The following is a 21,232-nucleotide window of genomic DNA, read 5'->3' on the forward strand; positions in this document are numbered from 1 at the left end:
GCTCTTTAGCGCGGGCGCGGGAGCGGCGCAGGGTCAGAAGATGCCCTTGTGGTGCGCGGTGACGGTGACCTCGTCCCGGTCGTGGTAGAGCTGGCGCATCGTCAGGCCCTGCCACCCTCCGTCCTGCGTGAGGATGTGCCGCACCCGCACGAGGATGGGGTTCTTGTCCTTCATGGGCAGCTTGATGTTGGCCACCAGGTGCGTGGCCCAGCCGCGCCGGCCCCACTTGGCCAGCAGCTGTGCCACCTCGAGCGGCCGCCAGGCCATGTCGCAGAAGAGCCAGTCGGCCGGCTCCTCGGGCGTGTAGGCGAAGGCGCTCTCCTGCACGTGCTCCACGCGCGGCTGCCGGGCCAGCTCCGGCATCAGCTTCGCCGGGTCCACGGCAATCACCCGCGCCCCGCGCGCCACCAGCCGCTGCGTCCACCCGCCCGGCGCCGCGCCCAGGTCCACGCACACCTCGCCCCGGCCGGGCTCGAAGGGCAGGTTGACGAGCGCCTCCTCCAGCTTCATCGCCGCGCGAGAGGGGGAGTCTGCCGAGCGCCGCATCCGCTGGCGTCCTCCCGGCGAGAGCGACAGCGCCTCGCGCGCGGGCACCGCGCCCACCATCACCACGCCCGGCGCCACGCACAGCTCCACGAGCGTCGCCCCGGCCTCGCGGGCGCGCCACGTCTCCTCCAGCAGGCGGCTGGCCGGCAGGCGAGCGCGCACCGCCTCCAGCAGGGCATCCGCCTCGTCCGCCATCCGGTTGCCCGCCGGGCTGTCCGGGGTGAAGGCCTGGAACACGAGCGAGCCAGCGGACACCGTCTCCACGATGCGGGCGGACAGGGACTCGGCCAGCTGCTCGGGTGTCTGCTCGTTGAGGAGCGAGCCCAGCACGCGGATGCCCGTGCGGGCGAACACGGGTGGCTGCGCCGGGCGCTTCTCGCTCTCCACGAGCACCTCTCCGAGCATCCGGGGGGAGGCTCCCGCCCAGGCCAGCTCCTCGAAGAGGTGGGGCTCGAAACCGGCGCGGCACGTCCACAGCCACCGGCCGGGTTGTGCGGGGAGGGTGACTGCCGGTACGGGCGGTGGTTTCACCCGTGGCGGAATGGGCGGCAGGGGGGTCGGGTTGGGTGATGAACGGGCCCCTCGGGCGGACGGAGTGCCCTTCTGGGGGCGGGGAGCTGGGCGTCTTGCTGCTGGACGACGGGCTTCTTTTCGACGAGAGGGCATTGCGTGGCCTCGGTTCCGCTTTACTCTGTCCTGCCGCTCGCGCGGCGGCCAACCAAGTGGAATGACGCGTGGGAAACGCGTGGTTTCCTTTCTGCATCCCACCTACAATCCAGGGATTTCCCTTCACTCGCCGCGTCCCTTCGAGGATTCTCCGGCGAGAGAGTCAGAATCGCATGATCGAATGGACGCTGAAGAAGATCATCGGGACGAAGAATGAGCGCGAGCTCAAGAAGGCGCTCCCGAAGGTAGCCCGCATCAATGAGCTCGAGAGCAAGATGCGGGCGCTCAAGGATGAGGATTTCCCCGCCGCCACCGCACGGATGAAGCAGGAGGTGCAGAACGGCCGCCCGCTGGACGACCTGCTGTTCGACGCCTTCGCGATCATGCGCGAGGCCGCTCGCCGGGTCATTGGCCAGCGTCACTACGACGTGCAGATGATCGGCGGCATGTTCCTGCACCAGGGCTGCATCGCGGAGATGCGCACCGGCGAGGGCAAGACGCTCACCGCCACGCTGCCCTCCTACCTCAACGCCCTGTCCGGCCGTGGCGTGCACGTGGTGACGGTGAACGACTACCTCGCCCGGCGCGACTCCGAGTGGATGGGCCGCGTGCACCGCTTCCTGGGCATGACGACGGGCTGTGTGCTCCATGAGCTGAGCGACCGCCAGCGCCAGGAGGCCTACCGGGCGGACATCACCTACGGGCAGAACAACGAGTTCGGCTTCGACTACCTGCGCGACAACATGAAGTTCCGTCTGCAGGACTACGTCCAGCGCGAGCTGAACTACGCCCTGGTGGACGAGGTGGACTCCATCCTCATCGACGAGGCCCGTACCCCGCTCATCATCTCGGGCCCCACCGAGGACACCACCGACAAGTACTACAACGTCGACAAGGTGATTCCGGGCCTCGTGCCGGACCAGGACTACATCCTGGACGAGAAGCACAAGTCGGTGTCCCTCACCGACGCGGGCATCGAGAAGATCCAGCAGCGCCTGAAGATTGGGAACCTCTACGATCCGGGCGAGATCGAGACGCTCCACCACGTGGAGCAGTCCCTGCGCGCCCACACGCTCTACAAGCGTGACCGCGACTACGTGGTGCGCGACGGCGAGGTCGTCATCGTCGACGAGTTCACCGGCCGTCTCATGGCCGGCCGCCGCTGGTCCGATGGCCTCCACCAGGCCGTCGAGGCCAAGGAGGGCGTGAAGATCGAGAACGAGAACCAGACGCTGGCCACCATCTCGTTCCAGAACTACTTCCGCATGTACTCCAAGCTCTCGGGCATGACCGGCACCGCCGACACCGAGGCCGAGGAGTTCGCGAAGATCTACAACCTCGAGGTCCGGGTGGTGCCCACCAACCGGCCCATGGTCCGCAAGGATCAGGACGACGTCGTCTACAAGACCGAGCGCGAGAAGTTCGAGGCGGTGGCCAAGGACATCGTCGAGCTGAACAAGAAGGGTCAGCCGGTGCTGGTGGGCACGGTGTCCATCGCCAAGAGCGAGGTGGTCTCCAACTTCCTCAAGAAGCAGGGGATTCCGCACAACGTGCTCAACGCCAAGCAGCACGAGCGCGAGGCGGACATCGTCGCGCAGGCGGGCAGCAAGGGCGCCGTCACCATCTCCACCAACATGGCCGGCCGCGGTACGGACATCCTCCTGGGCGGCAACCCCGAGGTGATGGCCAAGGCCGAGGTGGGCCCCGAGCCGCAGCCTCCCGCCGCCACGACGACCGCGGACGGGCAGCCGGTGGACATGACGGGCTACCAGCAGGCGCTCGCCGAGCACAAGCAGCGCTTCGACGCGGCGCTGGCGAAGTACAAGGAGCAGACGCAGAAGGAGCGCGAGGAAGTGGTGGCCGCTGGCGGCCTCTACATCATCGGCACCGAGCGTCACGAGTCGCGCCGCATCGACAACCAGCTGCGCGGCCGCGCCGGCCGTCAGGGTGACCCGGGTGGCAGCCGCTTCTACCTGTCGCTCGAGGACGACCTGATGCGCATCTTCGGCTCCGAGCGCATCTCGGGGCTGATGGAGCGCCTGGGCATGGAGGAGGGCGAGGTCATCGAGCACGTGTGGCTCAGCCGCGCCATCGAGAGCGCCCAGCGCCGGGTCGAGGGCCACAACTTCGACATCCGCAAGAACCTGCTCGAGTACGACGACGTGATGAACCAGCAGCGGCGCACCATCTACAAGCTGCGCCGTCAGGTGCTGGCCGCCGGGGCCGGCATCCCGCTCGTCGAGTACGAGGAGGACAAGAAGACCCGCGTCAAGACGCGCTCCGAGCAGACCGTCTCCTGGGCCGATTACAAGGAGATGATCCTCGACGCCGTCGAGGACGTGATCGTCTCGCTCACGGACACCTACTGCCCCTCGCGCAACCCCGCCTCGTGGGATTTGGAGGCGCTCAGCCGCGGCGTGAAGGAGACGCTCAACCTGGAGCTGTCCTTCCTCAAGGCCAGCTCGCGCGAGGAAGTGCAGGAGGACATCTACAAGGCGGCCGAGAAGGTCATCCAGGAGCGCGAGGAGGAGTTCGGCGAGGAGTTCCTGCGCTTCCTCCAGGTGCGCTACCTGGTCACCATCGACACGCTGTGGAAGGACCACCTGCTGGCGATGGACCACCTGCGCCAGGGCATCGGCCTGCGCGGCTACGGCCAGAAGGACCCGAAGCAGGAGTACAAGAAGGAGGGCTACAACGGCTTCATGCAGATGCTCGGCGCCATCAGCTCGCAGTTCGTGAGCCAGATGATGCGGGTGCAGGCCAAGGCGGCCTCCGCCGCCGCCGAGGAAACCGCTCGGCTGGCCCGGCAGATGGCCCAGCGCCAGCGGCAGATGCAGGAGGGCCGCGCGGACGCCGAGGGCAAGCTGGCCGAGCCCACCGCCGCCCCCCGTCCCGCCGCCGCCGCCCGCCCGGCCTCCGCGGACACCGGCCCGAAGGTGGGCCGCAACGACCCGTGCCCCTGCGGCAGTGGCAAGAAGTACAAGAAGTGCCACGGCGCCGCCGAGGCCAGCGTCTAGGGCCCCTGAGCGGGGGCCTGGCTCCCTGGATGCCAGGCTCCCGTCTTCCACCCCCCCATCCGGCGTCGTGAAGCTTGCGCCGTCGGCATGGGTTTTGTTAGAGAAGCCCGCCCGTCGCCGACCCCTGGTCGGTTGGCGGGTTTGTTGTCTCAGTCAACCCACTACACACACGCACGTGCCGGCAACTCGGTGCTCCTGTCCGGGAGCCAACGGCCGGAATTCCCACACGGGCGTGGAGGAAGAACCGAAATGGAAACGCAAGACACGACTCAGCAGCAGGCCATGGCCGCCGCCAGCGGCATCACGATGCGGCAGCTCCTGGAGGCCGGTGTTCACTTCGGCCACCAGACGAAGCGCTGGAACCCGAAGATGAAGCCCTACATCTTCGGCGCCCGCAACGGCATCTACATCATCGACCTCCAGAAGACGGTCAACATGGCCCGCGCGGCCTTCCGCTTCGTGGCCGACATCACCGGCCGCGGCGGCTCGGTGCTCTTCGTGGGCACCAAGAAGCAGGCCCAGGACGTCATCCAGGAGGAGGCGCGCCGCGCCGGCCAGTTCTTCGTCACCAGCCGCTGGCTCGGTGGCACGCTGACCAACTTCAAGACGATCAAGCAGGGCATCGACCGCCTCAAGACGCTCGAGAAGATGGCCGAGGACGGCACCTTCGAGCGCCTGCCCAAGAAGGAAGTGGCGAACCTCGAGCGTGAGCGCGAGAAGCTGGAGAAGAACCTGGGCGGCGTGAAGGAGATGTCCAAGCTGCCCAAGTGCCTCTTCGTCGTCGACCCGAAGAAGGAGCACATCGCCGTGCACGAGGCCAACCGCCTCGGCATCCCGGTCATCGGCGTGGTGGACACCAACTGCGACCCGGACGGCATCGACTTCGTCATCCCGGGCAACGACGACGCCATCCGCTCCATCAAGCTCTTCACCTCGAAGATCGCCGAGTCCTGCATCGAGGGCGGGGCCCGCTACCGCGCCAGCGGGGCGGCCGACCGTGACGAGGAAGAGGGCCGTGAGGAGCGCGGCGACCGTCGTGACCGCGACGACCGCGACCGCCGCGGGCCGCGCCGCAATGACCGCGGTGGCGACCGCCGTGGCGGTGACCGCGGTGGCGACCGCCGGGGCCCCCTCGTGGAGATGAAGAGTGTCGCTGCTCCCGCCGCTGCCGCGGGTGAGGCCACCGAGGGCGCCGAGGCTGGGGGCGAGGAGCCCGCCGCCGAGTAGCGCCGCCGCGCCCCCTCCCCGGGGCGCGAGAAGTCCAGCCGGACGGCGCTCGGTTCGCCGCCCGGCTTTTCCTTTTGATTCGCCGCAGTACCTTCCAACCTGAACGCCCCTCCCGGTGCCTGGCACCCGGGGAGGCACCCCCTGGAGACGAACATGGCCGAGGTCAGCGCCACGATGGTGAAGGAGCTCCGCGAGAAGACCGGCGCGGGCATGATGGATTGCAAGAAGGCCCTCGCGGAGTCCGCGGGTGACTTCGCCAAGGCCGAGGAGTGGCTGCGCAAGAAGGGCATCGCCAAGGCCGGCAGCAAGGAAGGCCGCGTGGCCGCCGAGGGCGTGATCGGCACCTACGTTCACGGTGGCCGCATCGGCGTCATCGTGGAGGTCAACTGCGAGACGGACTTCGTCGCCCGCAACACCGACTTCCAGGACCTGGTGAAGGACGTGGCCATGCAGGTCGCCGCGGCCAGCCCCAAGTACGTCCGCCGCGAGGAAGTGCCCACCGAGCTGCTGGAGAAGGAGAAGGACATCCAGCGCGCGCTGCTCAAGCAGCAGAACAAGCCCGAGGCCATGTGGGACAAGATCCTCGTGGGCAAGGTGGAGAAGTACTTCGAGCAGGTGTGCCTCGTGGACCAGCTCTGGGTGAAGGACGACAAGAAGAAGGTCGGTGAGATGATCACCGAGCGCGCGGCCAAGATTGGCGAGAAGGTCTCCGTGCGCCGCTTCGTCCGCTACGAGGTGGGCGAGGGCATCGAGAAGAAGAAGGACGACCTGGCCGCCGAGGTGGCCAAGACGCTGGGCCAGGCCTAGCCGTCCCGCGCCTCACCGCGCTCCAGAGGGCCGCGCGTCCCGGAAGAATTTCCGGGGCGGTGCGGCCTTCGCCGTTTGGGGGGGGCCGGGTGACAGGGGAGGGGGCACTGTCGGACGGCCCGGGCACTCCGGCGTTGATCGCCGCCGGGTTCGAGGGATAGAAGCGGAACCAATGTCCGCTCCAGCCACGCCCCGTCGTTACAAGCGCATCCTCCTCAAGCTGTCGGGCGAAGCCCTGATGGGAGATGGGAAGTACGGAATCCACCCGCCCACGCTCACGCGCATCGCCGAGGAAATCAAAGAGGTGGCGGAGGCGGGCGTGGAAATGGCCGTGGTCCTCGGCGGCGGCAACATCTTCCGCGGCGTGGCCGGCTCCACCGAGGGCATGGATCGCGCGAGCGCCGACTACATGGGCATGCTCGCCACCTGCATCAACTCCATGGCCATGCAGGACGCGCTCGAGAAGCAGGGCTGCCACACCCGGGTGCTCTCGGCCATCAAGATGGAGCAGATCGCCGAGCCCTACATCCGCCGGCGCGCGGTGCGTCACCTGGAGAAGAACCGCATCGTCATCTTCGCCGCGGGCACCGGCAACCCGTACTTCACCACGGACACCGCCGCCAGCCTGCGCGCCATGGAGATCAACGCCGAGGTCATCCTCAAGGCGACCAAGGTGGACGGTATCTACAACGCGGACCCGAAGAAGGACCCCCAGGCCCGGCGCTACCGGACGCTGACGTACATGGACGTGCTCAAGCAGAACCTGAACGTGATGGACTCCACGGCCATCTCGCTCTGCATGGACAACAAGCTGCCAATCATCGTGTTCGACCTCACGCTGCGCGGTAACATCCGCAAGGCCATCCTCGGGGATGCGGGCGAGATCGGCACCGTGGTGGGTGTCGGCGAGACGGCCTGGGCCTGAGCCCGAGAGCAGCACGGACGCTTCATAAGGAGACCTGACATGGCAGACGCCGTGACCGAACTGAAGAGCCGTATCGACAAGACGCTCGACGATCTCCGCAAGGAGCTCACCAAGGTGCGCACCGGCCGTGCCAGCCCCAACCTGCTGGACGGCATCCGGGTGGACTACTACGGCACGCCCACGCCGCTGAGCGGGGTGGCCAACATCACCTCGCCCGAGCCCCGGCTCATCGTCATCAAGCCGTGGGAGCGCACCGTCCTCAAGGACATTGAAAAGGCCATCCGCGAGGCCAATCTCGGCATCAACCCGATGAACGACGGCGAGGTCATCCGCCTGCCCTTCCCGCCCCTCACCGAGGAGCGGCGCAAGGAGATCGCCAAGCAGGTGAAGACCAAGGGCGAGGACCACAAGGTCGCCATCCGCAACATCCGCCGCGACGCCAACGAGGCCATCAAGGTCCAGCTCAAGGACAAGAAGATCACCGAGGACGACTCCAAGCGCCTGACGGAAAAGGTGCAGAAGGAGACGGACGACGGCGTGAAGAAGGTCGACGAGATCATCTCCAAGAAGGAGAAGGAAGTGATGGAGGTCTGAGATGGCCTTCATCCTCGTCGCGGAGCCAGCCGCCTCGGTCGCCGGGGCGCTGCGCCGTTTCCTGGAAGGCGCCGGTCACGAGGTGACGCTGGCGACGGACGTCCGGGAGGCCCTGGAGCGGGTGCGCGAGCTCGCGCCCGCGCTGATACTGTCTTCCGTCACGGAGAGCTTCGACGGCGAGGGACTCTGCCGGCAGGCGAAGGAGGAGGCCCCGGGCACCCCGGTGCTCCTGCTGTACCTGCCGGAAGAGGAGCAGCCGGAGGCGCGCGCGGCCGCCGTGGGCGCCGAGGCGTGCCTCGTGGGCCCGCTCAAGCGCGCCACCGTGGTGTCGTGCGTGAGCCTGTTGATCCAGCTCGCCAAGGCCCGCGAGGCGGTGGCCGTGGCGCGCACCGAGATGCAGCTGATGCAGGCCCAGGGGCCGCGCCGCGAGCCGACCAGCTCCGCGGCGGACCTGGAGTTCCTCAAGCGGCTGCTCTTCATGGAGGTGAAGCGCAGCCGGCGCTACCGCTACCCCATCTCCTATCTGGTGCTGGAGCCGGACAGGTACGCCGAGCGCATTGCCTCGCTGCCGGCCCTCCAGCGCACCTCCACTCTCGCCGAGGTGCTGCGGCGGCTCACCGAGGCGCTGCGGGACATCGACGTGGCGGTGCCCTTCGCCGAGGGCCGCTTCATCATCTTCCTGCCCTACACGCCCCACGAGGGCGCCATGGTGGTGGCCGAGCGGCTGCGTCAGCGGGTGAAGGAAGTGGAGTCGGTGTCCGGGCTGACGGCGTCCATGGGGCTGGCGGTCTTCGAGCCCTCGGCCGCCAAGGGCCAGGCGCAGGTGAGCTTCGGCAGCCTCATGAAGGAGGCCGGGGACGCGCTGCGGCGGGCCCAGGCCGCCGGAGGAGACCGCGTCGAGGGTGGCCGTCAGACGCCCGCCGCGGAGCCGCCCGTCACGGAGCCTCCCGCCACGGAGTAGCACCCGGCGCCCGCCCTCTCCCGTTGGGGGGAGGGTGGGGCCGTGGGCCTCACGCGGGGTAGGCGAGCTCCTCGCTGCAGAGCTCGCGCACCACGTCCGCCACGAAGCGGAACAGCTCGAGCCCCTTGCCCTTGTCGTCGCGCCAGGAGCCAGAGGCGGCGTCGTACGAGAAGTGGATGCCCTGCCCGCGGCCGGCGACCCACAGCTGCCGCACGGCGCGCTGGGTGTTCACGATGCACTTCTCGCGCGAGGCGGTGGTGAGCGTCACCATGTCCCCGGTGCTCTCGGCCTCGAGCACGTCCGGGTCGAGCGCATCCGCGGCGGCGAGGATGCGCTTGAACGCCGCGGCGACGAGCTGGTTGTAGGCGGCCTCGTCCATCATCACGGCTGGATGACGTCGAGCACCTGCTGGCCGGGGGCCGCGTAGAAGAGCAGCTTCGCGGGAGCGGGCGTGGCCCCGGACTCGGTGGCCTCCGTCGCGCGCTCGAGGGCGATGATGGTGCCCGGGTTCACCGGCTTAGGGAAGGACTGCATGCCCAGCAGGTGAGCGGCCAGCGCGCCCATGGACGGCTGGTGACCCACGAGCACGATGTTCTCGTTGGAGTGCTCGTCGATGACGGGCGCCACCGCCCCCACCGGCATGTCCGGCAGCAGGCAACGGTGGGCGCGCAGCGTCCCCTCGTGCTTGAGAATGGTCGAGAGCATCTGCGCCGTCTGCACCGTGCGCACCAGCGGGCTGGCGAGCACGAGCGAGACTGAACCGATGCGTTCCGCCAGCGACGCGAAGTGCGCGGCCGTGGTGGCTCGGGCCTTGGCAGTGAGCGCGCGCGCCTCGTCACCGAGTCCCTCGGGGGCCTCCGCGTCCGCCTCGCCATGCCTTACCAGGAAGATCCTCAAGGTGCCTCCACTGCTCTGAGCGAACCGCGGTTCGTACACGACCGCGACCGGGTTGGTCAAAGGTAATGCAGCGATTGTTACGTGGTGACGGCCTCGCCCTCTGGTGGGCAGGCAGCCAGGGTCCGTTCCGCTCCGGGCGGATGCAAACCCGTCCGTGCGGGACCGTGTGCGGCCGTATACTCCGCCCCCCTGACACCGGGGAGGACCCCTGGAGGAGTGTGGATGCGCAAGCTGCTGTGGGTGCTGTTCGCCGCGGGGATGATGGCTGGCTGCAAGAAGGACGAGGCCCCCTCGCCCGCCCGTGAGGACACCGGGGCGGCGGCCGCCCAGGGCACGAAGGAGGGCGCCGCCGAGGCCGTCGAGGACTTCGACGACAGCAAGCCCTACGTGCTCACCCAGCAGAAGCTGGAGGCCTACGTGGGCTACCAGCGCAAGGTGATGGACTCCTACGCCGCCATGGCGCGCGACCTCCAGGCGGCCCGGGCCCGGGTGCTCGCCGGCCCGGAGACGCCAGGCAAGGGGCCGAGCCTCAGCGACTCCATGAAGGCCATCGAGAGCAAGGCCGAGTCCGAGGCCAAGGCGCGCCAGGAGGCCGGCCTCACCGAGGAGGACGTCAACCGCATCGGCTCGCTGGTGACGGACGTCATCACCCAGCGCCACATGGCCGCCATGCTGGACCTCTCCGGCGAGCTCAAGAAGCTCGAGGAGATGCAGGCCCGCCTCAAGCCCGAGCAGGCCAAGGAGCTCGCGCCGCAGATCGAAGCCATGCGCAAGCGCGTCCAGGAGACCGAGAAGCTCGTCTCCGTCCGCAAGGTCTACGGTGATGCCAACGTGGACCTCGTCCTCACCCGCGAGCAGGAGCTCATGGCCAACTACCAGGACATGCTCCGCTCCTTCGGCGCGAAGGCGCAGTAGGGCCTCGGAAAAGACGAAGGGCCGGGGGAGGTCTCTCGCGACCCTCGCCCCAGCCCTCTTCCTCTCCCGGCGGGCGAGGGGTGGTTACACGCGGCGCAGGCCCGGCACCTTCTTCAGCAGCTGTGCCAGGTACAGGTCCGTCAACTTCTCCAGCACCGTGTTGCCCCGCAGGCGCTGGTTCAGGTTCACGAAGTCCACCTGATCCAACCGCTGGTCCTGGTTGAAGCAGGAGAACACCCACGTCTCCTTGCCCGTGCGCGGATCCACGTGCCGCTGGAGGCACTGCGCGCAGATCTCCTTCATCATGCACTGCATCGGCGAGTTGATGGAGCCGATCGCCTCGTGCTCGGGGTTCAGGTACGGCTGCAGCACCCCGTGCCGCGCCTCCTGCACCGCCCTCATCATCCGGTCCGAGCCGATGGCGATGATGCGGTTCACGTCCTTGAGCGACGCGAGCGGCGCCACCCCGAGCTCACCCTTGGCGTAGGCCAGCATCGCCTGCACCACGTTGCCCCGGAACGCCGAGTCCTGCGCTCGCCGCGTCTCGATGAGGTCGCCCGCGTCCACCGACCACACCACCTGGTCCGTGTCCGCTTCAATCTCCTCGCGCTTGAAGACGTCCGAGCGCTGGCGGAAGCCGGCGAAGTACACCACCTTGCACCCGGCCGCCTTGAGCGAGCGGGCAATCGAGAAGAGCACCGCGTTGCCCAGGCCACCGCCCACCAACAGCACCGTCTCGTTGTGGCCGATCTCCGTGGGCGCGCCCGTGGGACCCATCACCACCACCGGCTCGCCCGGCTTGAGGGCCGCGCACAGCCGCGACGACGAGCCCATCTCCAACACGATGGTGCCCATCAGCCCCTTCTCCTTGTCCACCCACGCGCCCGTGAGGGCCAGGCCCTCCATCGTCAGGCGCACGCCGTCCACCACCGGCGCGCCGCGCTCGAAGTTCTGCAGCCGGTAGAACTGGCCGGGCTCGAAGTGCTTCGCCGCGAACGGGGCCTTCACCACCACCTCGACGATGGTGGGCGTGAGCCGGTTGACCGTCACCACCTGTGCCAGCAGCGCCTCGTCCAGCTGGCCGAAGTGCGCCGTGAGCTTCTCGTCCCGCCGCGCCTGCGCCAGCTCGTCGTCGAGGTCCATGGCCGCCACTTCCTTCGCGTACAGACGCGCCACCTCGGGGTAGCCGTCCTTCGCGCTCGCCATGGCCTTCACCACGTTGCCCGCGTACGTGGGGTGGTTGTCGCCAAAGTACGAGATGAAGTGCCCGTCCTTCCGGTACGAGGTGAAGAAGCCCACCTTCGCCCCGATGTCCTCCACCGGCTGCACCGGCGCCAGGCCGAAGCCCTCCGGCTGCTCCTCCAGCTCGTAGCTCTTGAAGTACTCGGCGTTCTCGTCCAGCTCGAACGTGCCCGGGTACTCCTTCTCGTACGTGACGTTGGGCGCCGTGCCCGCCGCCACGCACACCGTGCGCGCCGGGAGCTCGAAGAACTCGCCGCTGCCGCGCAGCTTGCCGTCCTTCGTCACCATGCGCTCGAAGCGGATGGCCTTCACCGCTCCCTTCTCGTCCGGCAGTGCCTCCACCGGGCTCATGCGCTCGATGAAGCGGATGCCTTCCTCCAGCGCCTTCGCCACTTCCTCGTGGTTGAGGCGGTAGGCCGGCGACTCCGTCAGGCCACGCCGGTACACGAGGCTCACCCCGCCCCAGGCGCGCACCAGCCGGATGAAGTCCGGGGCCCGGCCCTCGGCCTGCGCCTCCTGACGCTCGGCGCGCACCGCCCGCCCGTGCTCCAGGAAGGTGAGGTAGAGGGCCTTCTCGTCCGCGTCCATGCGCGCGAGCACGGCCTCCTCGCCCAGCTCCGCCACCAGCTTCTCGTGGCGCTCGAGCGTCTTCTCCACCTGCACCGGGTAGTAGGCCAGCAGCTCCGTGGCCGTATCGATGCCCGTGAGGCCTCCGCCGATGACGATGGCGGGCAGCTGCACCTGCAGGTTCGCCAGCGAGTCCTTCTTGAAGGCGCCCGTGAGCTGCAGCGACATGAGGAAGTCGCTCGCCTTGCGGATGCCCCGGATGAGGTTGTTCTTCATCCCGATGATGGTGGGCTTGCCCGCCCCCGCGGCGATGGCGATGTGGTCGAAGCCCATCGCCCACGCGTCCTCGATGGTCAGCGTGCCACCGAAGCGGATGCCGCCGTAGATGCGCAGGTTCTGCCGCCGCTCCAGCGTCAGGTGCATCAGCGTGAGGAAGTTCTTGTCCCAGCGCACGGTGATGCCGTACTCGGACACGCCGCCGAAGCCCTCGAGCACGCGCTCGTCCAGCTCGCGGGTGAGCGCCTTCCAGTCACGGATGGGACGCATTGCCTTGCCGTTGCGGCCGACCAGGTCGTCCTCGAAGGGCTCGATCTTCAGGCCGTCGATGCCGGTGACGCCGAAGCCCTCGTTGAGCAGGTAGTGCGAGAGCGTGTAGCCGGCGGGGCCCAGGCCCACCACCAGCACGTTGCGGCCCACGTACGGCAGCGCGTACGGGCGGCGCACGTTGAGCGGATTCCAGCGCGTGAACAGGCCGTAGATTTCAAAGCCCCAGGGCAGGTTGAGCACGTCCGTCAGCGTCCCCGTCTCCACCATGGGGATGTTGACCGGCTCCTGCTTCTGGAAGATGCAGGCCTTCATGCAGTCGTTGCAGATGCGGTGGCCGGTGCCCGGGCACATCGGGTTGTCCACCATCACCACCGCCAGCGCGCCCAGCGGGTTGCCCTCGCGCTTGAGCGCGTGCGCCTCCGAGATGCGCTCGTCCAGCGGGCAGCCGGTGAGCGGAATGCCCAGCGGGTTCTTCTTGAAGGTGTGGCCCTCGATGACCGGGTCCTTCGCCTTGAAGCCCGTGGAGCACGAGTCCTTCTCGCGCTCGTGGCAGATGACGCAGTAGTCCACCTCGCCCACCACCTCGCGCTGCGTGCCACGCGGGTCCGTCAGCTTGAAGCCGTCGCGGTAGCGCAGGTGGTGGTCCGAGCCCTGGGTCATCTCCGGCAGGTTCGCGTCCGGACGCTCGAGCTGCACCAGCTGGTCGAACACCAGCGGCTTGGGCACGCGGTGCGTGGCCCACTTGTGGAACAGCTCCTTCATCTCCGGGTGCAGGGCGCGCGCGTACGTCCAGCGGTCCGCCAGCGACAGCAGGTTGCGCACCGACTGCAACTCCGCCGCGTCGTCCCCCTGCGTCACCAGGCTCGAGCCGAAGGCCTCCTTGCCCTCGGGCACCGACAGCAGCGCCGCCCGGATGCCCGTCCACTTCGCGCGCAGCGCCTCGCCCTGCTCCGGCGTCAGCGGCGGCAGGTTGCCCGGGTTGCCCGAGAACAGGCGCTCCAGGTCCATCAGCGTGAGGATGGACTCGGCCAGGGCGCGCTCCACGTCGTCACTGGCGATGGCCTCGGGGAAGGCCAGCGACAGCATCAGCCGCATCCGCGCGTCCAGCGAGGGGTACTCGGCGAGCGAGGGGCGCTCGGCCGCGCCCTTCTTGAAGACGCGCCGGGTGATGAACTCGCGCTTGAAGTCGAAGAGCGGCAGCTCGCCCTTGATGGCCCGAGCCACCCGGTCCGCGTCCGTCTCGAGGCCGAACAGCCGCGTCACGAAGGTGGACACGTGGCGCGCCACGCGGATGAGCAGCTCGGACTCGGCAGGGCCGCTGACACTCTTGCCCCCGGACTTCCGGTAGGCCGCGAAGGCCTGGAAGAGCTCGGGCTCGGCGCTGGCGAGCTGCTCGTCGAAGCGCTCGGACAGGCGGCGCAGGCCGCGCGGGCGGTACAGGTCCTCGAAGCTGAAGCCGGGGATTCCGAGGGTGAGCGTAGGGCCGTCGTTGGAAGGAAGAGCGGTCAAGGGACGCATGTCACTGGGAGTAGGAGAGGGCAACCGGAGAAAAACGGCTGCCAGACCGGGCCTATTTCGCGGCTTACCAGTTGGAAAGCAAGCAGGCTGATGAGTCTGGCTACTGGGGGCGGTGCAACCGCTGGTGCATCTTCTTCAACCCCCAGAACATCCGGACCGCATCCACTCCGAAGCGGACCTTCGACTCCCCGGCATCCGCCCAGTCGATGGGGACCTCGAGCGGCCGGGCGCCCTGCTCGCGCATGAGCACCAGCAGCTCCACGTCCAGCAGCCACCGGTCCTCCCGCAGCCGCCCGAGCAGCGGCCGCAGCAGCGAGGCCCGGAAGAGCTTCGCCCCACATTGGGTGTCGTAGTAGCCGAGGTGGAACTGGAGGTCCGTCAAGGTAGCGAAGACGCGCCCCTGGAGGTGCCGGAAGAAGCTGCGCTCCACGTGCCGCCCCGCCATCGCCACGCGCGAGCCCACCACCACGTCGGTCTCCCGGGTGGTGGCCGCCAGGGTAGCCAGGCGCAGGAACTCCTCCGCGCTCACCGCCCCGTCCGCATCCAGGAAGGCCAGCCACTCAGCCTGGGGATCGGCTTCCCGCCAGCCCCTACGGATGGCCGAGCCCTTACCCCCATTGCGCTCGGCCGCGAGGAAGCGGAAGCGGTGCGGCGAGCCCTCCGCCGCCAAGCGGGCCTGGGCGGCCTCGACGCTCGCGCGCTCTTTTTCCACGTGCTCCGGCGCGCTCCCGTCGTCCGAGACGAGGAGCTCCAGCACGGGCGAGGCGGTGGCGAGGCACACCCGCGTGAGCTGCTCCACGAAGTCCGGGAGCCGGACGCCTTCGTTGTACGCGGGAATCACCACGCTGATGGTCGGAGCAGTCACAGGGGCCGCTTGAAAGCACGGCCCTCCGAGGGCGTCAATGCGTGCGAAGCACCAGTGGCCCCGCGCCCCGCCGCCGCCACGCCCAGACGCCGAGGCCCGCCACCACCGCCAGGACACACGCCAGCCCCGTCCACAGGGTGGCCGGCACGTAGCGCAGCACCACGCGGTGCGTTCCCTCGGGCACGGGCACGGCCATGAAGGCGTAGTCGGCGCGCAGCACCGGGGCGGCCTTTCCGTCCACCTCGGCGCTCCAGCCGGGGAACCACGGGTCCATCACCATCAGCAGCCCGGGCGCCTCCGCGGACACCTCGAGCTGCGTGTGGTTGGGTCCCCGCGCGGTGAGGGTGGCCGGGTGGGGCGCGTGCGTGGCCCCCGAGGGCGGGAGTACGTGCGGCGTGGGCTCCACCGTCACCGTCTCGAAGGGCTGGAAGCGGTACACCTCCTGGCGGAAGCGCGCGCCGTCCATCACCTCGTAGCGCTGGGTCCAGAAGGCCAGGGGCAACGCCGTCATCGGGTAGCGCCAGAAGGGTCCGTCGCGTTGCGCGGGGGCGGAGAGGCCTCTCGCCGGGCCGGGGGTGACGAGCTCCGACGCGGCGAACAGCGGGAAGAGGGGACTGCCCGGGTTCGCCCAGAGCTTGCCGTATTCGTCGTCCACGGGCGCGCCGGAGATGATGGAGAAGCCGCCGCTGCGCGTCGCGTAGAGCAGGTCATAGACGCGGTCCACGAGGAGCTGGCTGTAGCCGGTGACGCCCTCGGCGCCCGAGGCCGCGGTGAGGTTGGGATTGAAGCCGAGCTGCAGCACCCGGCCCGTCACGCCCTCGCGCGAGGGAGGTAGGGGCGGGTACAGCCGGGCCAGTTCCTCCGTGGGGGTCACGGGCATGTAGTCGCTGTAGGCGTGGTGCAGGTCCGCGAAGACGAGCAGCGCCACGCCCAGGGGGAAGAGCGCGGGCCACCGCTTCGGCACGCCTCGCAGGGCCACCCACGCGGCGAACACGGCCAGCACGCCCATCGTCCAGGGCAGGTTGGCGCGCAGGGGCCCGGCGCGGAAGCCCAGGGCGTCGGCCCGCTGCGCCACCCACCACGCCACCCCGAGCAGCCCGAGCGCCCCGGCCACCACCGGCAGGCCCTGCCACCACCGCCGCCGCTCGGCGAGCACATCCAACGCATCGGCCGTGAGGAAGGCCGCGGCGAAGTTGGCGAGGAAGAGCGCCCGCGTGGCCACGCGCAGCTTGTCGAAGCCCGGCAGGTAGCGGAACAGCAGCCCGTACAGCGGCGTGTCGTTGCCCAAGCAGAGCACCAGCGAGAGGACGAGCACCGCCAGGAAGTACCAACCCAGGCGCCTCGGCCGGGTGGTGAGCACGAGCACCAGCGCGGGCAGGCCGAGGTAGCCCGTCATCTCCCAGTAGTTGTACTCGCCGCCGTACGCGGGCGGGCGGCCCCACGCGTCGGGGAAGAGGAGCAGGGCGAGGGCGCGGGGGCTCGGCCAGTGGTAGAAGCTGGCCCAGCGCAGCGTCATGCCTCCCACGCGAGGGCTGTACGCGCTGAACTCGGCGCCCGCGAGGATGAGGGGCGCGGCGAGCAGCAGGCCCGCGGGGAGGATGAGCAGCAGCGGCCAGGCCTTCCCCCGCGTGCCGAGCACCTGGAGGCCCACGTAGCCGCCCACGAGGAGCGTGGCGAAGTAGGCGAGCTGCGCCGCGCCGCCGTACCAGAGCCCCGCGAGGCCCAGGGCCGCGCCGAGGAAGAGGCCCGGGGAGAGGCCACGCCGCATCGCCACGTCCACCGCGAGCAGCGTCCAGGGCAGCGGCGCGAGCGTCGCGCTGAACGTCCAGTGGTCCAGGTGCACCGTGGTGAAGCCGCCGAGCGCCACGATGAAGGCGGCGGCCATGGCGGCGCCCACGCTCCGGCCCCGGTGGCGCTGCCAGACGAACATGCCGAGCGCGGCCACCACGAGGTGCGTGAGCGTGCCGAGCGTCAGGGCGCGCGCGGCCTCCACCGCGAAGTAGAGCCACGTGGTGGGCAGGAAGAGGGCCGCCTCGCCCGAGCTCCACAGCGGGAAGCCGGCGTAGATGGAGCGCTGCCAGAAGGGCCAGTCCCCACCCCGCACGGTGTGCTGGAGGAGGTAGCGGATGGGGATGAAGTACTCGCGCAGGTCCTCGCTGCCGAAGGCCATGCCGGGCGCGGCGGCCCGGGCGTGGAAGGCGAGCACCCCAGCGACGATGAGCAACCCGGGGACCAGGGCCACGAGCAGCCGCAAGGCGGGACGGCGGCCAGGAGGAGGGGCCTCGCGCGAGGCGTCCTGCTCCGGCTGTGCGGCGGGCACCGGGGGCTGCTGGGGCTGCGGCTGGGTGTTCACCGCGCCTGTCTACCTTCCGGCATCGAAAAGGTCACCGGCCAGGCAGCGAGGGGCCTCTGTCCAAGGTGGGAGTGGTGGGCTATTGAGGGGCCCCCATGGAAGCCCACCTGTTCGAGGAGATGGCTCGCACCGAGGACCACCACTGGTGGTTCCGGGGCCGTCGCAACATCATCGAAGCGGTGTTGCGCCAGCACCTGCCCGCGGCCTCCGAGCGGCGCATGCTCGACGTGGGGTGCGGCACGGGCGGCAACATCCCGCTCCTCCAGCGCTTCGGCCAGGTGGTGGGACTCGAGGGCTCCGCGGACGCGCTGGCGCTGTGCCGGCGGCGGCTCGGGCCGGACTTCCCGCTGAACCAGGGCCACATCCCCGAGGACATCCCCCCGGGCCGCTTCGACGTGGTGACGGCCTTCGACGTGCTCGAGCACATCCCCGACGCCGTGGGGGCCCTCGTGGGCATCCGCGCGGCGCTGGCACCCCAGGGGGTGCTGGTGCTCACCGTGCCCGCCTTCGGCTTCCTCTGGAGCGAGCACGACACCGTGCACCACCACCAGCGCCGCTACACCGTGGACATGCTCACCGGGCAGCTCTCGGCCGCGGGGCTGCGCCTGCGCTGGTCCTCCTACTTCAACAGCCTGCTCTTCCCGCCCATCGCCGCAGTGCGCCTGTTGCAACGCGTGCTGCCGAAGCCGCGCGACAACGCGCCGCGCTCCGACGTGGAGACGGGCGGCTCGGGCCTGGCCAACCAGGTGCTGGAGGCCGTCTTCAGCGCCGAGCGCCACGTGGTGCCCCGCGTCTCGCTGCCCTTCGGCGTGTCGCTCATCGCCGTGGCCGAGCCCAACGCGGGGAACTGAGGGCGGCTACTCCTTCGAGGCCTTGCCCTGCTTCGCCGTGTTCCGCGCGCGGGAGGGAGCGGGCGGCGTCTCCTGGGACGGGGCCGCGGCCTGGGCGGCGCGCAGGGTCTCCACCTCGGCGCGCAGGCGGATGACCTCGGCGGACAGCTGTGCGTACGAGTCGCGCACGTGCCCGTTGAAGACGCGCTGACGGCCGAGCGCCTCGTTGATGAGCACCTGGCACGTCTTGCGGAAGGCCCACTTGGCCACCAGCACGAGCTGGCCCGTGCCGCCCCGGTGCGTGTGCAGCGGCAGCCCGCGCGTGGCGTCCGAGTTCTCCTCGAGCGCCCGCAGGTTGAAGGAGAGCGGATCCACCCGCGGCTCCACGCCCTGCTCGGGCACGTCCACCTGCTCCGACGTGGGCAGGCCCCGCGTGCGCAGGCGCTCCTCGATGCGCGCGAGCAACTCACGCGCGGGGATGTCCCGTCCCATCAGCTTCATCGGCTCTTCTCCCTGATGATGCGTTCCAGCTCTTCCCGGTACGCGTCCACCACCTTGGGCCACGTGTAGCGCGCCGCGTACGTCTTCGCGCGCCGGCTCAGCGTGGCGCGCTCCTCGCCCAGCTCGCGCAGTCCCGTGATGAACGATTCGATGTCTTTATACGTCCGCCCCGCGCGGCTGCGCTCCACCTGGCCCACCAGCACCTCCGAGTGCCCGTTGACCAGCACCGGCGTTCCCGAGGCGAAGGCCTCCAGCGTGAGCAGCGAGAGGCTCTCGAAGCGCGAGGGCACCGTCACCGCCAGCGCGCCCGCCAGCGCGTCGTACTTGTCCTGCTCGCCGATGCGGCCCACGTGGCGCACGCCTTCGCCGCGCAGCTCCATGTGCGCCTCGCCCGCGAGCACCAGGTCCGGCGCGTCGTGGAAGCGCGCACGCAGCTCCCGGTGGTGCGCGAGCAGCTCGGGGATGCCCTTGCCCGCCTCGAGCCGCCCCACGTAGAGCAGGTACGGGTTGCGCACGCCGTACTTCTCGCGGAAGCGCTTGGGGTCCACCTTGTCCGGCACGTCCACGCCCACGCCCACCACCCGCGCCGGAGCGTGGTCCGGGTAGTAGCGGCCGATGAGCTCCACCTCCTCGGGCGTGTTGCACAGGAGGGCGCGCGGGCGCTCGAAGACGTCCGCGTACACGCCGAAGCGGATGGGCGGCTCGTCGTGCGCCGTGGGCACCAGCAGCGAGCGCTCCGCCACCATTGGCACGCCCCACACCGTGGGCGCGTACAGGTACGTGAAGAAGACGAAGCCGTCGTAGTCCGCCCCGTGCGAGTCCAGGTGCTCCAGGAGGCCGGGCACCACCGGGCCCTGCTCGGCCACCCAGTGCTCCTCGCGCAGCCGCTCGTTGGGCTTGTCGAACACCTGCTTGGACAGCCCGTTGAAGGGACGGATGTTCCGCACCCGCGTCACCGGGAAGCGCAGCACCCGCACGCGCTCCACGTTCGCGTCCTGCTCCTCGCCCGGCGGGAAGACGTTCTCCCAGGTGAGGTGGTTCTTCGCGCACGTGGTCAGCACCGTCAGGTCCCAGTGCGGCGCCAGTTGCTCCACCACCTGCTGCGCATGGCGCTCGGCTCCGCCCGTCACCTCGCCGTAGCGCTGCACCACCACGCCTACCCGCGGCTTCTTCTTCGCCGGCACCGCGCGGCGCTTCGGGCGCTTGTCCTCCCCGAGGGCCTTCGCGAGCGCCTCCTGGGCCGCCTCGGCCGAGAAGTCCTTCAGCCGCCGGGCCTGACCCTCGAGCAGGCGCTCGCGCAGGGACAGGTCCTCGCACATGTCCACCACCAGCTCGGCGAGGAAGGCGTAGCGCTTCTGGTCGAACGCGATGCCCGCGCCCCCGAGCGTCTCGGGCACCGCCGCCGCCGCGTAGGCCAGCACCGGTACCTCCGCGGCCATGGCCTCGATGAGCGGGACGCCGAAGCCCTCGTGCTCGCTCATGGAGACGAAGACATTCGCCGAGCGGTACGCCGCCACCAGCTCCGCGTGGTTGAGCCGCCCGAGGAAGTTCACCCCGGACAGCCCCCGCGCCGTGCGCTCGAGCGACTTGAAGTAGCGGCTCCCCGGCTCGTAGCCGCCCACCACCAGCAGGCGGGCGTCGGGCCGCAGCCGGAGCAGCTCCGCGTGCAGCGAGAGGAGGTCCTCGAAGCGCTTGTGCGGTGCCACCCGGCTCACCGAGAGCACCACCGGACCCGGGCCCGCGAGGCGCTTGAGAAGCTCCTTGTCCGCGTTGGCCACGGAGAAGCGCTCGGGCTCGACGAAGAGCGGGACGGTGTGGACGTTGCGGTAACCGGCCTCGCGCAGCTCGGCACCGTTGTAGTCCGACACGCCGAGGGCCACGTCCACGAAGGGCGCCATGGCGGCGAGCTGCGCCCGGCCCGTGAGGAGCGCCTCGGCGAGCGGCGTGCCCGCGTAGTAGCGCGCGGGGCTGATGTTGTGGAAGACGACGCCGCGGCGGCAGGGCAGGTGCATCAGCCGGCTGCTCAGCGGCGAGGCGATGCCGTGGTGGTAGAGGACGAGGTCGTCCGGGCTGGGGCGCAGCGCCGACACGGGGTGGGCGAGGGACTCGAGGCCCGCGCCGACCTCGCCCGCGTACAGCTCGCCGAAGTGGCCGAGCCGGCGCAGCAGCAGTTGCAGGTGCAGCGCCGCCTGTCCGGTGGCGTCGCCCGCGACGAAGCTCGGAATCAGCTGATGGACCGCCATAGGGGAACCCTG

The 21,232-nt window shown here is 69.8% G+C and carries 16 protein-coding genes; 8 read left to right on the top strand and 8 right to left on the bottom strand.

The window, feature by feature from the left end; genetic code table 11:
• Positions 1 to 33 precede the first annotated feature (33 nt).
• Entirely contained in the window at positions 34 to 951 is a 918-nt protein-coding gene (gene rlmM / locus ACJ8AN_RS18190; protein WP_407756643.1) for a 23S rRNA (cytidine(2498)-2'-O)-methyltransferase RlmM, read from the bottom strand.
• 434 nt (positions 952 to 1,385) lie between these two features.
• Here rlmM and secA point away from each other — a divergent pair, with 434 nt between their 5' ends.
• The 6 genes from secA to ACJ8AN_RS18220 all read left to right on the top strand — a co-directional run bounded on the left by secA (position 1,386) and on the right by ACJ8AN_RS18220 (position 8,743).
• A complete protein-coding gene (gene secA / locus ACJ8AN_RS18195) occupies positions 1,386 to 4,229 on the top strand; it encodes a preprotein translocase subunit SecA (protein WP_407756644.1) in 2,844 nt (947 codons plus the stop codon).
• A gap of 249 nt (positions 4,230 to 4,478) precedes the next feature.
• On the top strand, positions 4,479 to 5,456 hold the full coding sequence (rpsB, locus tag ACJ8AN_RS18200) for a 30S ribosomal protein S2 (protein WP_407756645.1): 978 nt from the start codon (positions 4,479 to 4,481) through the stop codon (positions 5,454 to 5,456).
• 153 nt (positions 5,457 to 5,609) lie between these two features.
• On the top strand, positions 5,610 to 6,263 hold the full coding sequence (tsf, locus tag ACJ8AN_RS18205) for a translation elongation factor Ts (RefSeq protein ID WP_407756646.1): 654 nt from the start codon (positions 5,610 to 5,612) through the stop codon (positions 6,261 to 6,263).
• Between the two features lie 172 nt (positions 6,264 to 6,435).
• The gene (pyrH, locus tag ACJ8AN_RS18210; protein WP_407756647.1) at positions 6,436 to 7,188 is read left to right on the top strand and encodes a UMP kinase; all 753 of its coding nucleotides are present in this window, start codon (positions 6,436 to 6,438) and stop codon (positions 7,186 to 7,188) included.
• 39 nt (positions 7,189 to 7,227) lie between these two features.
• Positions 7,228 to 7,782: a ribosome recycling factor gene (gene frr / locus ACJ8AN_RS18215; RefSeq protein ID WP_407756648.1), complete on the top strand. Its 555-nt coding sequence runs from the start codon at positions 7,228 to 7,230 to the stop codon at positions 7,780 to 7,782.
• A 1-nt stretch (position 7,783) separates the two neighbouring features.
• Entirely contained in the window at positions 7,784 to 8,743 is a 960-nt protein-coding gene (locus tag ACJ8AN_RS18220; RefSeq protein ID WP_407756649.1) for a diguanylate cyclase domain-containing protein, read from the top strand.
• A gap of 49 nt (positions 8,744 to 8,792) precedes the next feature.
• On the opposite strand, the gene cyaY is transcribed toward ACJ8AN_RS18220, so the two are convergent.
• Both cyaY and ACJ8AN_RS18230 read right to left on the bottom strand, forming a co-directional pair.
• On the bottom strand, positions 8,793 to 9,125 hold the full coding sequence (gene cyaY, locus ACJ8AN_RS18225; protein ID WP_407756695.1) for an iron donor protein CyaY: 333 nt from the start codon (positions 9,123 to 9,125) through the stop codon (positions 8,793 to 8,795).
• Positions 9,125 to 9,640, bottom strand: coding sequence for a SixA phosphatase family protein (locus ACJ8AN_RS18230; protein ID WP_407756650.1), 516 nt, complete (start codon positions 9,638 to 9,640; stop codon positions 9,125 to 9,127). Before ACJ8AN_RS18230 ends, cyaY begins: the two co-directional genes overlap by 1 nt.
• 222 nt (positions 9,641 to 9,862) lie before the next feature.
• Between ACJ8AN_RS18230 and ACJ8AN_RS18235 the strand changes: the two genes are divergently transcribed.
• Positions 9,863 to 10,555: a hypothetical protein gene (locus ACJ8AN_RS18235; RefSeq protein ID WP_407756651.1), complete on the top strand. Its 693-nt coding sequence runs from the start codon at positions 9,863 to 9,865 to the stop codon at positions 10,553 to 10,555.
• An 84-nt stretch (positions 10,556 to 10,639) separates the two neighbouring features.
• Here ACJ8AN_RS18235 and ACJ8AN_RS18240 read toward each other — a convergent pair whose 3' ends face one another.
• The 3 genes from ACJ8AN_RS18240 to ACJ8AN_RS18250 all read right to left on the bottom strand — a co-directional run bounded on the left by ACJ8AN_RS18240 (position 10,640) and on the right by ACJ8AN_RS18250 (position 17,646).
• The gene (locus tag ACJ8AN_RS18240) at positions 10,640 to 14,428 is read right to left on the bottom strand and encodes an FAD-dependent oxidoreductase (protein WP_407756652.1); all 3,789 of its coding nucleotides are present in this window, start codon (positions 14,426 to 14,428) and stop codon (positions 10,640 to 10,642) included.
• A 100-nt stretch (positions 14,429 to 14,528) separates the two neighbouring features.
• The gene (locus tag ACJ8AN_RS18245; RefSeq protein WP_407756653.1) at positions 14,529 to 15,293 is read right to left on the bottom strand and encodes a glycosyltransferase; all 765 of its coding nucleotides are present in this window, start codon (positions 15,291 to 15,293) and stop codon (positions 14,529 to 14,531) included.
• Between the two features lie 34 nt (positions 15,294 to 15,327).
• The gene (locus ACJ8AN_RS18250) at positions 15,328 to 17,646 is read right to left on the bottom strand and encodes a YfhO family protein (RefSeq protein ID WP_407756654.1); all 2,319 of its coding nucleotides are present in this window, start codon (positions 17,644 to 17,646) and stop codon (positions 15,328 to 15,330) included.
• A 95-nt stretch (positions 17,647 to 17,741) separates the two neighbouring features.
• On the opposite strand from ACJ8AN_RS18250, the gene ACJ8AN_RS18255 reads away from it, so the two are divergent.
• On the top strand, positions 17,742 to 18,497 hold the full coding sequence (locus ACJ8AN_RS18255) for a class I SAM-dependent methyltransferase (protein WP_407756655.1): 756 nt from the start codon (positions 17,742 to 17,744) through the stop codon (positions 18,495 to 18,497).
• 6 nt (positions 18,498 to 18,503) lie between these two features.
• Here the strand turns inward: ACJ8AN_RS18255 and ACJ8AN_RS18260 are convergent, their stop codons facing one another.
• Entirely contained in the window at positions 18,504 to 18,977 is a 474-nt protein-coding gene (locus ACJ8AN_RS18260; RefSeq protein WP_407756656.1) for a hypothetical protein, read from the bottom strand.
• Entirely contained in the window at positions 18,974 to 21,220 is a 2,247-nt protein-coding gene (locus ACJ8AN_RS18265) for a glycosyltransferase family 4 protein (protein WP_407756657.1), read from the bottom strand. Before ACJ8AN_RS18265 ends, ACJ8AN_RS18260 begins: the two co-directional genes overlap by 4 nt.
• Positions 21,221 to 21,232 lie beyond the last annotated feature (12 nt).

The sequence above is a fragment of the Archangium sp. genome (assembly GCF_045802675.1).
In the GTDB taxonomy this organism is placed as follows: domain Bacteria; phylum Myxococcota; class Myxococcia; order Myxococcales; family Myxococcaceae; genus Archangium.

Bases quoted from the DNA above. Each gene is read 5' to 3' on its own strand.
- rlmM (WP_407756643.1), bottom strand. From the start codon at position 951: ATGCTCGGAGAGGTGCTCGTGGAGAGCGAGAAGCGCCCGGCGCAGCCA.
- secA (WP_407756644.1), top strand. From the start codon at position 1,386: ATGATCGAATGGACGCTGAAGAAGATCATCGGGACGAAGAATGAGCGC.
- rpsB (WP_407756645.1), top strand. From the start codon at position 4,479: ATGGAAACGCAAGACACGACTCAGCAGCAGGCCATGGCCGCCGCCAGC.
- tsf (WP_407756646.1), top strand. From the start codon at position 5,610: ATGGCCGAGGTCAGCGCCACGATGGTGAAGGAGCTCCGCGAGAAGACC.
- pyrH (WP_407756647.1), top strand. From the start codon at position 6,436: ATGTCCGCTCCAGCCACGCCCCGTCGTTACAAGCGCATCCTCCTCAAG.
- frr (WP_407756648.1), top strand. From the start codon at position 7,228: ATGGCAGACGCCGTGACCGAACTGAAGAGCCGTATCGACAAGACGCTC.
- ACJ8AN_RS18220 (WP_407756649.1), top strand. From the start codon at position 7,784: ATGGCCTTCATCCTCGTCGCGGAGCCAGCCGCCTCGGTCGCCGGGGCG.
- cyaY (WP_407756695.1), bottom strand. From the start codon at position 9,125: ATGATGGACGAGGCCGCCTACAACCAGCTCGTCGCCGCGGCGTTCAAG.
- ACJ8AN_RS18235 (WP_407756651.1), top strand. From the start codon at position 9,863: ATGCGCAAGCTGCTGTGGGTGCTGTTCGCCGCGGGGATGATGGCTGGC.
- ACJ8AN_RS18240 (WP_407756652.1), bottom strand. From the start codon at position 14,428: ATGCGTCCCTTGACCGCTCTTCCTTCCAACGACGGCCCTACGCTCACC.
- ACJ8AN_RS18255 (WP_407756655.1), top strand. From the start codon at position 17,742: ATGGAAGCCCACCTGTTCGAGGAGATGGCTCGCACCGAGGACCACCAC.
- ACJ8AN_RS18260 (WP_407756656.1), bottom strand. From the start codon at position 18,977: ATGAAGCTGATGGGACGGGACATCCCCGCGCGTGAGTTGCTCGCGCGC.
- ACJ8AN_RS18265 (WP_407756657.1), bottom strand. From the start codon at position 21,220: ATGGCGGTCCATCAGCTGATTCCGAGCTTCGTCGCGGGCGACGCCACC.